Source organism: bacterium, assembly GCA_037143175.1.
In the GTDB taxonomy this organism is placed as follows: Bacteria; Verrucomicrobiota; Kiritimatiellia; order CAIKKV01; family CAITUY01; genus JAABPW01.
In genome coordinates, this window is sequence record JBAWZF010000002.1 from 81,244 (window position 1) to 95,136 (window position 13,893).

The window sequence follows — 13,893 nt, forward strand, 5'->3', positions numbered from 1 at the left end:
GCTTGCTCCACCCGCTTCCTCACTGCGTCACCACATACATCAGAATGTTCTGCCCCAGACGCTGGGAACTGACGTCGTCATACCCCTTGGCATAAGGACTCTGCGACATTTCCCAGCCGCCCGCCATGCCGAAGGGGCTATAAATCACGGCGACATGGCCGTTTACCTCCACCCCCTCAAGGCGCGGCTGGATCACGGCGACGCCCAGATCCTGCTGCAACAACGGGGTCACGCCCACCTGCTGCACATCGTTGGGCGTACGGAAAACCGCATTGCTCTGGGGAATGGGTTTCAAGGGCGCGCCAGGGAACACCGCGGCCATCAACTGGCGAAACGACAGATCAAACCCCTTCCGTCCACAGCAGGCCTCAGCCAGCAGAAAGCCTCCATTTTCAAGGTACTTCTTGAGTTGTTCCGCCTCGCTCTTACGGAGCGTGAAATACTCGTGCCCAGTCAAATAAATGAGTGGGGCGTTAAAAATGGCGGGATCCGTCAGCCGGGCCTCCTTGACGGCAAATTTAACCGGCACATCGGTCTTCAGGTTAAACGTTTGCAAGATCACCGACAGCCCCGCATGCCGGGTTTTCCAGATCCCATCATAGATCACCTGCACGATGGCCACCTTATCGGCGCTCGATTCGGGGCGATCAACGAACTTGATGCCCTGCGCCTGACTTTTGGCCCAGGCCCGCATGGCCGAGGAGTAGGAAAAAATATTCACACCCAACTTCTTGGCAGATTCCGGCTCATACGCCTGATACTCCGGCTCCACCTTATCTTCCCAGCCCACCGCCATACACCACCGCGAGACCAGCGCCACCACCCGACAGTTGATTTCCACTGCATCGAACCAGGGCTCATCGCCGATAAACCCTGATTTCTTCACGCCGGGACAATACTTTACCCGATCCACATCATAATAGGCGTGAAAAACGGGATGATCCGAGGTCAGCCTCTGCACCGGTTGTTCAGGAAAAATGAGCGCCAGTTCCTTGATCGTGGAGCGATAAAAGGGAGCCGAGCCCAGTCCGGTGTTATAAACCAACATGCCGCCCGCCAGCGCATATTCACGAAGCCGCTTGCGCTGCGCCTCCGTGTAGGAATAATTGTAATGCCCTGACCGATACAGGAGAGGATTCTTGGCCGGATCAACGTCGATCTGCTCCAGCGTCGCGACCTGCGTTTTGTAGCTCACGCCGATCATATCCTTCATGCTTTTCAGGAGATTATTGACGTCGTTGGGAGTGGCATTCCAAGAGGCATCACCCTGACCACACACCGGTATCGCCAGTAACAGCAGCCCACACACTCCACAAGCAAGCATGTTCACAAAGAATGTGTTACTCATCTGCGCTCGCTCCTTTGTTTATCAGACCGTTTTTGGAATGTTACCAAAACCAAGTCGATACACAACAGCTAATGGCGGAATCATTGCGGCTTCAGCACTACGCGCCAATGATTTTCATCGGCCAGCACAATGATTTTTCCTCCCAGATACGCTACGGAAATACTATTAAGGGTTCCGCCTGCCTGAAGAAAAGCTGACTTCCCTGCGGCAGTCGTAAACTCAACGGTATCAGTGCTGCCCGGCGCCAGACGGACGGGTTCGATATTGATGCCACTCGCATACGGCACAGCCAACGCTTTCCCCAGATCGGAGCGCACTCCCAGTCGGGTGGACTCCAGAACATATTGCTGGGTATTCATCCCTTTTAACAGAGACTCCTGACGGTACACCCAGGGCTTGCCCCACCGATCAGTAAACGGGGGAAGAGAACTGAGTTTGAGGGCCTTGATCGATTCCAATGATGAGGGGAACTCAATATCCCGCGCATAGATTTTCTTCAGCGCACCCCGAACCTTCTCCCGATCCAGCCGGGTAAGCCAACCGCGCGCCATATCAGCACTGGCTACCTGAAGATACGTCGCATTTTCCGGCACCGACAACATCGTTTCTAGCAACGCACTCGCCTCGTTGGTTTTCCCCATCTTAAGTTGATGCCAAGCTTCCAAACCAGCAATCACAACCCCTAAGGAATCCTGCGGGGACTTCGTTCTGAATTCCCGACAAGCCGCCACCACCGCTGCATGAGCATCGCCGGCATTGGTACTTGCAGCCCAGACCTGCCATAATCCACGCTCATCAGGGACAGGAGTTTGGGCACGACACACCATCCCTGCCGCCAGCCCCGCCATCACACAAAAGAGAATCACGCTGCGCATCGTCATTATTTTCCCTTTTTATTTATTCGCAACCGTGAATTCGCTTCCCATGATCATCTGCTTGGCTTTCTTCAACAAGCCGGGCTGCCAAAGCCGCTGCAAATTTCGAAAAAGGCTCGATCACGCCCTGATGATGGAGGGCCAATTGACCTTGCTCGTCACAGGACTTGACCCAGCGGGCATAGGTTCGCATATAGTTCTTTTCGAGAGCGACGGCCTTCTGAGCTTCACGCACCAGATCTTTCAACTTCTCCGGGGGCGGCCAGGCGGCCATCGGATTCGTTACCGGCCAGGCCTTGTAGCCCATGAGCGGCAATTTTGCGTTCTGCAGATGACTGACAGCCTGAATGTGCATGGCACTGATCCGGCATAAGTCCCGCATGTATTCCGCCTGACGTCGCCCTGGCCCGGTCACTTTGGAAATGAGACACTCAAACTCTTTTGCAGCAGCAGCATAATTGTCACGGGAACGATTGAGTCGGCGCCAATAATAACCCGGCGCCTCCGTGGAATTTTGAATCACCCAGTCGCCCGTGAAACCGATATTGTAATTATTGGTCTTGGCATAAAGCGTGGCCTCCTCCAAGCGCCGATAGGCGGTGATGGCTTGTACTGATGCCGCCGTTCCGAAAAGACGACCGAAGTAGTCAGCGTAGAACACGTCCGGCTCCTGCCCGACATCCCAGCAAAGCGCGGCGGCGGCCGCAGCATTATGCTCCAGTCCGCGGACCCGCCAGTGATTGAAGTACAGGGTTTCGACCCCCATCTCGGAAGCACGTTTTATGTTCTCAATCAGAGAATCCGTCCACCCCTGAGCCAACATCATGGTGCCATCGAATTCCAGCCAGGATATGACCCCAATGCGGTGTCCCGCCTCTGCCACCGGCTTCCAGGCCGGCAGATTGTTGGCAATGTCACGGGCCCCATAGTCCGCCAGACAATGGAAGCGCGAACCGCATGGTAGCATCCGCGCCACTCCGGGCATCATCAGCCGGATCGTCTCCGGGTTGGGACTGTAGACTGCAATGGATGTTTCAAGATGGCGTTCCGCGATTTTGCGCCTGACGCGCTCATCACTCAAGATAGCAAGGGAAAATTCCACAAAGCGCAACGTGCCGATGACGGTCGGATAGAAACAGTCACCTGGAAGCACCGTCCAATAGGGATGTGCCTTGGGATTCATTTCAGGTCCCGGCTCCGGCGTGACCACATGGCCCAAAGCCTCGCGGTCGAACGCCTCCGGGGGCAATCCAAATTTTTCCGTCAACCGGGCCACTTCCGCCTCAATCGTTTCGCCTTTTTCGGGACGCCAGGCTACACCCTCACGCGACATCAACTGCACCTCATCCAGATCCGGAAATGCATCAATACCCTGGAGAACGCGCTCCACAGCAATATCAATCACCAGCGGGTGCCGCAAATTCGGTTCCGCCAATTTCACACCCGACCACTCCTCCTGCCAGGTTTTAGTCAGATCGCCAGACCCAGCCAAAGCAGAGGCTTCACCTGACGTCCACTCGGGAAGTTTCTCGGCCAGAGCGGGCGGCATGGATTCAGGTTCTATCGAGACGCTGTTGCGAATGCCCCGGGCATGAGCGCGGGCCATCATCTTTTTATAGCGGGAATAGACCGCCTCACGCAGGGCTTCCGGATCCGTGATAGCCTCAAACTCACGAGGGAACCAGTGCTCCTTCACCTTGACTTTACGACGCCCGATCATGTCCGCGGCTAACGGCTTGCGGCGGAGATTACCCAGGGAATGATCGAGCGGCTTAACGCCGCGATACGAAAACGGGAACCACTGCTGCGGCGTATACATGTGGAAGGCCAGGTAATTAAAACGCTGACGAGCCATGTTATCGATAAAGGCGGCGAACTCCGGTTCAGAGAAGAAGGACTGATCCTGGACGAAATTCAAGTGCATCCGAATCCCGCGTTCCCGCACAGTGGGTCGGTGTCGCAAGTTCAACGTCGGAAACTTTAATAACGACCTCCGAGGCGGGAGATTTTCACCGGAAAAATCAAATACACACCCGAGCTTTTCACAGAAGGTATAGACGGCATGAAGCAGGGCAGCGGCATCGCCACCGCCCAGTCGGGCCACAGAATCCTCCGATTTGATGGCAATCTCCCCTGCCTCCAGGATTGGATCAACTTCCATTGCCACCCGCAATCGGATCTCCGCTTCAGATTTAGAATTGATGGCCACCGGCTCCGAAGCCAAGGTAGTCAACAGACGGGCTAATTCAGACCCGGCATAAAGAGTTACCGTATCGCCTGAAGAAGGCTGAAATATATTGATCATGCTTGTACCTTATCTAAAGTCTGTCTGATGCGACTACTATTCGTTCGCTTCCAGTTATTGGGCTGATTTTCAACCCGACTCTTGAACTTGGGCAGCATGTTGCCATGCGCCTTGATGAGGGCGTCGCACAGGTCGCGAATCTTATCGAGCGGTAACTCGGCGGCGGTGTGCGGATCGAGATAGGCCGCCTGATACAACGCATCCTTGTTGCCCGTCAACGCAGCCTCAATCGCCATGAGATGGACATTGATGTTTGTGCGGTTGAGCGCGGCACACTGTTCCGGCAGTTCGCCCACATGACAGCCTTGGACGCCATTCCGATCCACCATACAAGGCACCTCCACCACCGCCTTGGAGGGCAGATTGGTGATCAGTCCCTGGTTAAGCACATTGCCGCCAATCCGGAACGGCACATCGGTCTCCATCGCTTCCATGATATAGGAGCCGTACTCATGGGAACGGGTGTGACTGAGTTGGGAAGAACGCGTCAGCTCCACGCTGCGCTTTTTCCAATCCGCGATCTGATTGATGCAGCGGCGGGGATATTCATCCAAGGGTATACCGAATTCCTCGACGAGGCCGGGGAACTGGCTCTTGATCCAGTAAGGGGTGTATTCCGCATTGTGTTCAGAGGATTCGGTGATGTAGTGCCCGAAGTGGCGGATCATGTCGAGCCGCACCATATCCCAGTTCTTTGTCGCACCTTTGCGCCGGGCCTCGGCCACCAACCGCGCCGCACGTTTTCTGATTTCAGGATAGAGATCGACATCGCCGTCAGCGATTTCCAAAAGCCATCCCATGTGGTTGATACCGGCAATGCTCCAACGCAACTTGGAGACCTTCTCCGCCATACCCAGATTGCGCAGCAAACCGTCGGCGCAAACCTGTACCGAATGGCAAAGGCCAACGGTCCGAATACTAGTTCCGCGCAACATGGCGCCGGTCAACATGGACATGGGGTTGGTATAGTTAAGCAACCAGGCGTCAGGGCAGACGCCCTCCATATCATGGGCGAAGTCCAGCATGACCGGAATGGTGCGCAGAGCGCGGAAGATGCCGCCGATACCAAGGGTATCGGCGATGGTCTGGCGCAGGCCGAACCGCTTGGGGATCTCGAAATCAATGACGGTGGAGGGTTTGTAGCCACCTACCTGAATGGCGTTGACCACATAGTTCGCCCCCTTTAAGGCCGCCTTACGGTTGGTAACACCGAGGTAAGCGCTGATCTTGGCCCTGCCCTGGTTGATGTTGGTGTTGAGGATATCCAGCATCTGTTTGGACTCCTTGAGCCGGTGCGCATCAATATCGTAGAGGGCGATTTCGGAATTCTGCAGCGCCGGGCTGAGGAGCGAATCCCCGATGACGTTCTTGACAAAGACGGTACTACCCGCGCCCATAAAAGTGATCTTCGGCATATACAGTTCTCCCTGATTCAGTGTGGTCCAAGAAATCGCCCCATGCCGCCCCGGACACTCGTCCATGGGAACCGACTTGAAACGACGTTTTCAAGGGAAAAGAAACTGCCAAAGCCCTACCATAAACGCAAGCACTCTTGTTACCCCATATCACCATATTATCCAAAATAACCGCATATTTTTGTATGCATCAATAAAGATGACCCGCATTCTGGAGTATGCATATGTAATGGAGCCAACAGTCGGGATCGAACCGACGACCTGCGCATTACGAATGCGCTGCTCTACCAGCTGAGCTATGTTGGCCTTGATGAAAAGTGGGACAAACCTTATCGAAAACTGGCCCGCTGTCAACTCTGCGCTTTTTTATGTCATCAGCCGGATCAACATAAGTTCCAAAACTGTCTGATTTGGCACACTGCTCGAAACTAAGGTCTCGTATGTTTCCAACAACAGTCGCTGATTGCGACGTAATGCAGAGGCAGAATAGCAACGAGCCTGTTGCGCCATCTTACTCACCACAAAAGGATGAATAGTGTCTGGCGGGCGCTTAAGGATTGAGGAAATTACGTCCACAACCTCTCCTGGTACACCACCAGTCCACTCCGCCGTTTCACGGGATCCGCCCCCTCTAATTCGCACCCAACCTTGATCCAGTCCCTCTCGATATAAAACCAAATCACGCATCCGAGAAGAGAGCGAGGCGACAATACCGATAGGATTTTCTTTTCCTGCCAGCAGATCGCGTAGCACCTCAAGGGCCTCCGGTAATTTTCGTTCACCCACTGCGTCTAGAAGATCCCACATCACCGAAGTCAGGGTCGTGGAGACCACCATTTTGATGTCTTCAACGGTGGCTCGACGGCGTGTCCCTAAAAACAGGGTGAGTTTTTCGGCTTCCATATAAATTTGCCGGGAATCTGCCCCCACCCGGTTCAGAAACAACTCTAACGCCTCGGGCTCCAATACCACGCCCAATTCCTTGAATGTGGCGATGATTTTCTCACGCCCTACGCGCTCAACGAGATAGGCTTTGTCGGGCAGGCAGAATTCACGGACCTCGAACCGGCTCGAGAATAACTTATAGAAAGCCGATCGTTTATCCACTTTAGGAGCAGTCACCAGCAACACCGTGTTCCCCGCCTGCCCAGCTTGGATCGCCGCGACAAGCCCCTTGACCGCCTCCTTCACCCTGTCATTGTCATCGGATGATCCGCCAGAGGTGGAATCCTCCTTTTCGGCAGGCGCATCCAGGAAAGAGACCCCACGCCACCAGATCACTTTATCACCCGTCATTAAAAAACCGGGAGTCACAAGCGCCTCATGGCAGCGCCTGGTCACCTCAAGTGCATCGTCTACCGAATCCGCCCGACCCTCGATTACCTCAAGACCAAAAGCCTGGTCTGCAGGAGACACAAGGGTGTTCACCAATTGCCGGGCGGCTAGGTTAAGAGGATATTCATCATCCCCAACAAATAGATATGATTGCTTCTGGTTACTCATTCTTGCCAGTTGGCTCCAAAAATGTATTAATGGCTTGTATCAAGTTAAGTCTGGTTTGTCACGGGCTCAACAACCTATGAAGCAATGGCTGTCAAAATTCAGGTCTCAGCGGCTTAAAGAACGCTACAAAGACGGAGGTCGCAAACCTCTGAGGATTGATATCGGCTGGTGGAACCAACCCTCCATTTCGCTGCTTATCGGCGTATTTCTTTGGGGTGCTGCCAGTATGCTTTTATATACTGGTATCGATGATAAAGCAGGCACCTTCAAACTGACTGTCGCCAATATCGGCGACGAGGTGTTCCTCCTGATTATAACCGTCATTGCAGCAATGATGTTGCGGGTTCTCGCCCCGAAAATCTTCAAAAGCAATACCCACCTTCTCTTGCTGGCCATGAGCGCACTATTCACCATCATTCCCGGCAGCATTCTAATTCATCTCACTGATCACGGCCCCGTCTTCACACATACTTCCGCGGAAATGCTTATCCCGTTTGCATTGGCCCCATTGCTCTCCGGCATCCTCTTAGGCGGGGGTGCGGCCATAGTTGTCGGCCTATGGACTACCCTTGTCTGCTTTGTTGTGGGTAACGGGAGTGCACCCTTACTGGTCGCCGGCCTCATTGCAACAGCCGCCTCCGCTCGCTGGCTTAAAAAGATCAGACGGAGAACGCAAGTTATTCGCATCGGATTCCTGATCGGGATTTTTCAAATCGCATGTCTTGGGGTTTTATTTGAACGCATCCCAACTCATGCCTTACAAGCCTCAAGCCTGATCGGAGCGAGCGTTGCAGGAGGGCTCATGGCCGGACTGCTTGTTTTGTTGCTGCTCCCCGTTTGCGAGTCCCTTTTCGGGCTCACCTCTACCGTGAGCCTTCTGGAACTTTCCGATCTTGCCCATCCTTTACTGCAACGCCTGGCCTTCGAGGCACCGGGCACTTACCACCACAGTCTGATGGTAGCGAACCTCGCACAAGCCGCTGCGGATGAGATTGGCGCCAATTCAGTACTGGCCAGAGTTGGTGCCTATTTCCATGATATCGGCAAAATCACCAAGTCGGATTATTATACTGAGAATATCCGGACAGGCCAGAATCCACACGACGATCTGGCGCCAAGCATGAGCGCCCTACTGGTTATGTCTCACATCAAGGAGGGCATTACCCTCGCGATGCTTTACAAGCTGCCACAAGCCGTCATCGACATCATCCAACAGCATCAGGGTACTGGCTTGGTGGTCTATTTCCATCATAAAGCAGGGCGACAAGCTCAAGCTGAGTCAATGGCCTCCCCAAATAAGGCACGAGCGGTTGTGGACGAATCGAGCTATCGTTATCCCGGACCCAAGCCAATTTCGCGAGAGGCCGCTATCATTATGCTTGCCGACTCCGTCGAAGCGTCCTCTCGCTCTCTCGAAAAGCCAACCGCTTCAGGCATTACAGAACTCGTGGACCGAATAGTCGATGCCCGCGTTGAAGACAATCAGTTGGATGATTGCGAAATGACACTTGAAGAGCTATCCCGCGTCAAACGAGCTTTTGTATTCTGTCTATCCAACATGCTTCATTCCCGAATCGCCTATCCGAAGCAGGAGGAGAAGAAAGGTTGCTGAGTTGTCGGGTTGCTGAGTTGCTAATTGAAAGCCCCACATTGTGCTTATCCTCATCAATCCAACACCCGGGCAACTCAACAACATGACTACAAAAGCGATAGTAATCGATCGACAAAATCGAATGAAACTCAATAGGCTTGCGCTACGAAAGCTGGCTGAGTTTTTTTTGGTTAAAGCAGGGAAGCGGCGGGGAATTAAATGGGGCGAGGTATCAGTGGTGTTAGTGAGCGACCAGGAGTCCCGCAAGGTCAACCAAGCACATCTTGGCCATGATTATGCCACCGATGTCATAAGCTTTAATTTTGAGCCCATGCCGGGCGAGTCCAAGAATGAAGTAAGCGGTGAAATCGTCATCAATGTTGAACTCGCCTGTCGACTAGGACCGACCTTTAAAGGCCCTGATCAAGAACTTGCACTCTATCTGGCGCATGGGTGTGACCATCTGTCTGGCGCGGATGACAACACGCCAAAACGACGTCAACAGATGCGTCGCAGAGAACTCCGATGGCTAAAAGACGCCAAAGCTTATGGACTCTGGCCCCCCTCACCCTAACCCTCTCCCTCGAGGGGAGAGGGAATAGATCTGCAAGCACCCATGATCATCAAGACAACAGGCATTGTACTCCGATTGGATCCTTACTCAAAAACCTCACAGGTTATCACCTGGCTCACACCGGATCACGGTCGTACGGTCACACTCGCCAAAGGCGCCAAGCGTATTAAAAGCAATTTGGTGGGCCAATATGACTGTTTCTACACCTGCGAACTGCTCTTCTATCAAAGCCGCCACAGTTCTCTGCACATCCTTAAGGAATGCTCGCCACTCGCCACAAGGCAGTCCTTCAGGACCGACTGGCGAGCTGCATTCACGGCATCCTACCTTTGCGATCTCCTGAGCCGTCTGACGCCGCCTGGAGCCGCCTGCCCGACGCTGTTTGACTGGGCTGAACAAACTCTAGATTTTCTTGCCACACAAGGCACATCAGAAACAGTATTGAACTGGTCAGAATTGAAACTGCTTAAACATTTGGGAGTAGCCCCTCAACTCTCAAAATGCCTCAATTGCGGGACTCAGTCATTTCCCCTGGACCGCCCAGTTACTTTTTCAATATCACGAGGCGGACTTCTTTGTAATGACTGCCTTAAGGGTTACGATGACAGCATTACGCTGCCACTAACACATGATGTGCTGGGAATGCTAAGAGGCTGGGAGAGCACAGATACACCCGCCATGGCAAAAAGGACCCTCAGTACCCCAAGGCAATCCGAGTCAGCTAATCGACTCCTTGACTCCTTCATACATTGCCACCTTCAGTCTATTTTCTCTCGGGATATTATCAGTAGCCTGATCTGACTCCTTATTTTCTTGGCCTACAACAAAAAAAGGCCGAACTTATTCAGTTCGGCCTTTAAATCATCTTATATTATCAGGCTTTAATTTGCATCTTCACTTGAGCTGCAAGTCCAGATAATCGACTCCGAAATGTGAGGGACAAGGAAGCCAAAACCATAAAAATCATCCAGATTGTTTCGGGCTCGGGAACCGCCATACTTTGAGAGGTAAGCGAAATATCAGAAAACGTGTACTGCTGTATTGACTCTAGATTAGGGCCAACAACATAAAACCCAATCTCTTGAATATTACCAAAGCCTGTACTCCAAGTAACACCACTCCCTACTGTGTGAGTCCAGTACGACTCCAAACCAATATTGACTGTATATGTTTGGAGCCCTGGCGTACTCAGTGTGTTAAGATTATTAGCTCTCCAAGTATTCCCTCCGGACACAAAATATAATACTAGATTTTCGGCAGGATCAACATTAACCGGATTAAAAGTAAACCTCAAAGCTAAGTTAGGATCATTGAAACTAGCATAATTTTCCGTATAAGCTGCACCAACCGTTGATAGTGTTGCAGCAGGTGCAAGGCCACCGGTCCCGAATTCCAGCGTCACACTTTGCCCGGATCCACCAACTGTAGGACTAAGACCTGGACTACTGTAATCGACAGCACTCCATTGACTAGAGGAATTGCCGCCAAAATTCCAAACCGCACCCATAGTTGGCGTAGCTTTAGCCTGCGTTACAAAAAAACCAACTGTCATAATTAATAGCCAAATATTTGTGATTTTCATTTTTTCCCCACTATTTCTGACTGATGACCACTTTAAAGAATTTTGAATTACTATCTGAATTATCGACCTCAACTTCTTCAGCTTTCACTGCCGATGTCGCAATATTGGTTTTTGTTACGAATATGCCGTCAGAACCCAAACTATTAGCCTCACGCACTTCATAATTCACATCCCGGTTGCCATTCCATTTAACAACCATTTTTCCGGCCTCATTCCGAGCAATTTCAATTTTAAAGAATGAGTTTGAATTTACTGGATCAGTACCGGCCAAAAACTCCGCCGCATTACTAAAGCCATCACCATCATTATCTGCTATACCTGCCGAACCGAAATCATTAGTCAATCCGGACTCCATTACCCACGCCAAAGAAACACCATTGCTAAACGGTCCACTCCAAGGCCCCACCAGCTTCAAGTTATCAACAGCAAACTGTTGAACCATCCGATAATCAGCCTGTCTTGTAAAAATGAAACCTATTTCAGAAACGTTTGTTTTATCAATGTTAAAGTTCTCTAGAGAGGTGGAACCAATCTGTGTCGACCAATTAGCAGAATACACAAAGGGAATACTTATATTACTTTTTTGACCATTTATATATGTGTCAAGAAAAGGAAATTTCCATGTCCGCTTGCCACTATTTGCTGAAACAAAATAAAACCTAGGTTTAGCATGTATTTCATTCGGCTGTACCTCAAACGAAACTGACTCTATTTTCGAATAATCCCCTTGAAATATATTACCTGAAGCCCCATTCACAGCTTTAAGCATATATGTTGTTGGTAGATAATCACCTTCGCCTAATAGTGGACAGTTTATTGCAATTGCTCCGTTTGTCCATCCACTCTTCGCATCACTCGCCACCCAACCAGAACTATTTGTATCCCATTTTTCAGTTAAATTAGCGGTCGGTTTTTCAAGATCCGCGACTTGCGCCAAGCTCAACGAACCACCCAGCAATGCCAGCATCACCATTAATACTGATTTAATTATTTCGTCTTTCATTTTATTTACCCCCTTAAAACTTATATTATCAAGGACCTACAGATGAGAAAACTCGATCGCCACCCTTCGATTTATAAATAATCCCATCACCAGGCTGAAGAGTTAGAGAAATAGCACTACCCAAAAGATTTGTGTTTGCGCCCTTTTTCCAAACAAAGTCTTTAAATCTCGCAGGGATGAAATTTGCATTCCCGTTAGTTTGAATGTAAATATAATCGTTCTCACTGGGAGTAAATCCTAAAACACTTGACCCATCACCACTGAAGTTTGTTGCGTTATACGGCCACGACAAATAGGACCACGTGTCATTTTTAACGGCTACACTTATTGCATTTGTCTCCTTAATCCCAAAATAATATGAGGCTGATGCTACTCCCAATGATGATCTCTTCAATAGCATTCCCACCCCTTGCGCCCACTGATTTGTCCCCAATTCATCCCCTGTACCGTTCCAAGAATAAGGAGCGACCCCCTCTAGCCTATAGGTACAAAGATTCACACCATTTGTTATAATTGTAATTAAATCATCGAGGCCCAACCCGTACTTCAATTGCATCCCCATCGCGCCCGCCATTGTCCTGTTTGTAGGATTTTGATAAATAACGTTTGCGCCAATAACATAATATTTATTTCTATCTGTGTATTGCTTGAAAGCTGCATAGGTTTCGTCATTGGTTACGGCTATTAAATTATCATCTGATACTGTTACGATTTTGTAATATTTCCTATCCCCATTGAATGATGCAAGATCCGCAGAGAAGTTGCCTTCATCATCAAGAACACCATTACTTGAAAGGCCGCTTAGTGAAGATTGCGATGTGCCTAAAACAATGAACCTGCCATTATTCGCGCCCCCTCCAAATGCCAAAGTAACTGTAGCACCAACCGTGCCGACCACTTCATTTGTCGGCCGCGGATCACTCATTGAACCAAACCCAGCCAACGCATCAGCGACCGGTATGGTCGTTCCAGGGACAACATTGGTTATCGTATTATTCCCTGTTCCCGTCGTAGCCATTCTATTGGTCACCAAAAAATCATCCAACCAGCAGACATTATTACTGTTCCCGCCTAAATTTTGAACCTGAAACCATGAATGCGTCGTAACACCACTAGCAAGGAAACTTAAATTCGTAGCAATCGGTACATCATCTACAAATAATGACCAATTCGTATTTGAATAATCATGCAATACACTTACATGATAGAATACAGAATATTGATCAACGGTGGGGTATTTAATACCGTTAAGAAATGAATTTGTGCAAACATTGGTTCCATTTCCAGAAATGGTCACCCAGAAACCATTAGAATTGACGAAAAACTGAGCGGTTGCATTGGTATCTACAGTTGGCGCAGTTCCGCTCTCCGAGATGAAGCGACGAGGGACAGTGTAAAAATCCGTCCAGACTTTTCTGTCAGACACAGTGATAACCGGTGTATTAGTAACGGAATTGAGCGTTGGGATATAAAGGGATCCAGTTCCAAACCCACCTGCAGGTTTGTTCGTCACAATCACATCACTCGTGCCATACCATCCGAGCGCATTTGACGGCGCAGATACGGGAGTATCAAAACCATCATACACATACGCATTAGCCGCAACTACCGCACACAGAAACGCTAATACACCTGCAACGGAAACCGCTGATTTATTTTTCATTTCTAATCCCCCAGAAATAAATGGTCTTTAAAAA

General features: G+C 50.5%; 11 protein-coding genes and 1 tRNA gene. 3 read left to right on the forward strand and 9 right to left on the reverse strand.

What is annotated here, in order from left to right; translation table 11 throughout:
- Positions 1–19: 19 nt before the first annotated feature.
- From WCI03_01380 to WCI03_01405, 6 genes are all read right to left on the reverse strand, one after another.
- Positions 20–1,348, reverse strand: a complete 1,329-nt coding sequence (locus WCI03_01380; GenBank protein MEI8138499.1) for a DUF4159 domain-containing protein — start codon at positions 1,346–1,348, stop codon at positions 20–22.
- An 80-nt stretch (positions 1,349–1,428) separates the two neighbouring features.
- Positions 1,429–2,229 (reverse strand): hypothetical protein, encoded by an 801-nt coding sequence (locus WCI03_01385; GenBank protein MEI8138500.1) that lies wholly within the window; start codon positions 2,227–2,229, stop codon positions 1,429–1,431.
- Positions 2,230–2,245: 16 nt separating this feature from the next.
- The gene (locus WCI03_01390; GenBank protein ID MEI8138501.1) at positions 2,246–4,528 is read right to left on the reverse strand and encodes a hypothetical protein; all 2,283 of its coding nucleotides are present in this window, start codon (positions 4,526–4,528) and stop codon (positions 2,246–2,248) included.
- The gene (locus tag WCI03_01395) at positions 4,525–5,943 is read right to left on the reverse strand and encodes an alpha-glucosidase/alpha-galactosidase (GenBank protein MEI8138502.1); all 1,419 of its coding nucleotides are present in this window, start codon (positions 5,941–5,943) and stop codon (positions 4,525–4,527) included. The genes WCI03_01390 and WCI03_01395 overlap by 4 nt, the downstream gene beginning before the upstream one ends.
- Positions 5,944–6,173: 230 nt before the next feature.
- Positions 6,174–6,249: transfer RNA gene (locus WCI03_01400), tRNA-Thr, on the reverse strand.
- A gap of 60 nt (positions 6,250–6,309) precedes the next feature.
- Positions 6,310–7,446: a hypothetical protein gene (locus tag WCI03_01405; protein MEI8138503.1), complete on the reverse strand. Its 1,137-nt coding sequence runs from the start codon at positions 7,444–7,446 to the stop codon at positions 6,310–6,312.
- A gap of 76 nt (positions 7,447–7,522) precedes the next feature.
- Between WCI03_01405 and WCI03_01410 the strand changes: the two genes are divergently transcribed.
- The 3 genes from WCI03_01410 to recO all read left to right on the forward strand — a co-directional run bounded on the left by WCI03_01410 (position 7,523) and on the right by recO (position 10,412).
- Positions 7,523–9,058, forward strand: coding sequence for an HDIG domain-containing metalloprotein (locus WCI03_01410; GenBank protein MEI8138504.1), 1,536 nt, complete (start codon positions 7,523–7,525; stop codon positions 9,056–9,058).
- Positions 9,059–9,179: 121 nt separating this feature from the next.
- Complete coding sequence (gene ybeY / locus WCI03_01415) at positions 9,180–9,611, forward strand: rRNA maturation RNase YbeY (protein ID MEI8138505.1); 432 nt, start codon at positions 9,180–9,182, stop codon at positions 9,609–9,611.
- 42 nt (positions 9,612–9,653) lie between these two features.
- Positions 9,654–10,412, forward strand: coding sequence for a DNA repair protein RecO (gene recO / locus WCI03_01420; GenBank protein MEI8138506.1), 759 nt, complete (start codon positions 9,654–9,656; stop codon positions 10,410–10,412).
- Between the two features lie 73 nt (positions 10,413–10,485).
- Here the strand turns inward: recO and WCI03_01425 are convergent, their stop codons facing one another.
- From WCI03_01425 to WCI03_01435, 3 genes are read right to left on the reverse strand one after another with little or no spacing between them, the layout of a single operon-like run.
- Complete coding sequence (locus tag WCI03_01425) at positions 10,486–11,193, reverse strand: hypothetical protein (GenBank protein ID MEI8138507.1); 708 nt, start codon at positions 11,191–11,193, stop codon at positions 10,486–10,488.
- 10 nt (positions 11,194–11,203) lie between these two features.
- Entirely contained in the window at positions 11,204–12,196 is a 993-nt protein-coding gene (locus WCI03_01430; GenBank protein MEI8138508.1) for a thrombospondin type 3 repeat-containing protein, read from the reverse strand.
- A gap of 28 nt (positions 12,197–12,224) precedes the next feature.
- Positions 12,225–13,859, reverse strand: coding sequence for a hypothetical protein (locus WCI03_01435; GenBank protein MEI8138509.1), 1,635 nt, complete (start codon positions 13,857–13,859; stop codon positions 12,225–12,227).
- Positions 13,860–13,893: the final 34 nt, after the last annotated feature.

Excerpts from the sequence above, each read along its gene's own strand:
- WCI03_01380 (MEI8138499.1), bottom strand. The coding sequence starts at position 1,348 with ATGAGTAACACATTCTTTGTGAACATGCTTGCTTGTGGAGTGTGTGGG.
- WCI03_01385 (MEI8138500.1), bottom strand. The coding sequence starts at position 2,229 with ATGACGATGCGCAGCGTGATTCTCTTTTGTGTGATGGCGGGGCTGGCG.
- WCI03_01390 (MEI8138501.1), bottom strand. The coding sequence starts at position 4,528 with ATGATCAATATATTTCAGCCTTCTTCAGGCGATACGGTAACTCTTTAT.
- WCI03_01395 (MEI8138502.1), bottom strand. The coding sequence starts at position 5,943 with ATGCCGAAGATCACTTTTATGGGCGCGGGTAGTACCGTCTTTGTCAAG.
- WCI03_01405 (MEI8138503.1), bottom strand. The coding sequence starts at position 7,446 with ATGAGTAACCAGAAGCAATCATATCTATTTGTTGGGGATGATGAATAT.
- WCI03_01410 (MEI8138504.1), top strand. The coding sequence starts at position 7,523 with ATGAAGCAATGGCTGTCAAAATTCAGGTCTCAGCGGCTTAAAGAACGC.
- ybeY (MEI8138505.1), top strand. The coding sequence starts at position 9,180 with ATGAAACTCAATAGGCTTGCGCTACGAAAGCTGGCTGAGTTTTTTTTG.
- recO (MEI8138506.1), top strand. The coding sequence starts at position 9,654 with ATGATCATCAAGACAACAGGCATTGTACTCCGATTGGATCCTTACTCA.
- WCI03_01425 (MEI8138507.1), bottom strand. The coding sequence starts at position 11,193 with ATGAAAATCACAAATATTTGGCTATTAATTATGACAGTTGGTTTTTTT.
- WCI03_01430 (MEI8138508.1), bottom strand. The coding sequence starts at position 12,196 with ATGAAAGACGAAATAATTAAATCAGTATTAATGGTGATGCTGGCATTG.
- WCI03_01435 (MEI8138509.1), bottom strand. The coding sequence starts at position 13,859 with ATGAAAAATAAATCAGCGGTTTCCGTTGCAGGTGTATTAGCGTTTCTG.